Origin of the sequence: Pseudomonas sp. 30_B (genome assembly GCF_017491605.1) — a bacterium.
Classification (GTDB): domain Bacteria; phylum Pseudomonadota; class Gammaproteobacteria; order Pseudomonadales; family Pseudomonadaceae; genus Pseudomonas.
On record NZ_JAFGYY010000265.1, the window covers coordinates 1 to 476 of the forward strand.

General features: G+C 66.8%; 1 protein-coding gene. It reads right to left on the minus strand.

The annotated features are described in order from the left end of the window. Window positions 1–459, minus strand: a 459-nt coding sequence (locus tag J5M67_RS28225) for an FAD-binding oxidoreductase (protein ID WP_207888648.1), incomplete at its 3' end; no start/stop codon positions are given. Window positions 460–476: the final 17 nt, after the last annotated feature.

The window sequence follows — 476 nt, forward strand, 5'->3', positions numbered from 1 at the left end:
GTCGAGCTTCTCGCGCAGGAACGACCAGCGCGCGCGCACGCGCTTGAGCAACTCGAGCGCCTGCTGCACGCGGTCCTCGAGCAGCTCGGCGCTCGGAATCTCGCTTGCGTCGTCGCTCTTGCCGAGCGGCAGGTTGCCCGCGGCGAAGAACGCCTCGAGCGCGTCGACGAGCTGCAGCTTGTTCTTGATCGACAGCTCGATGTTGATGCGCTCGATGCCGTCCGTGTACTCGCCCATCCGGTTCAGCGGAATGACGACATCCTCGTTGATCTTGAACGCGTTCGTGTGCTTCGCGATCGCGGCGGTGCGGCTGCGGTCGAGCCAGAAGCGCTTGCGCGCCTCCGCGCTCACCGCGACGAAGCCCTCGCCGCTCTTGCCGTTGGCCATGCGCACGACTTCCGATGTCGCGTGCGCGACCGCATCGGCGTCGTCGCCGACGATGTCGCCGATCAGCACCATCTTCGGGAACGCCTGGC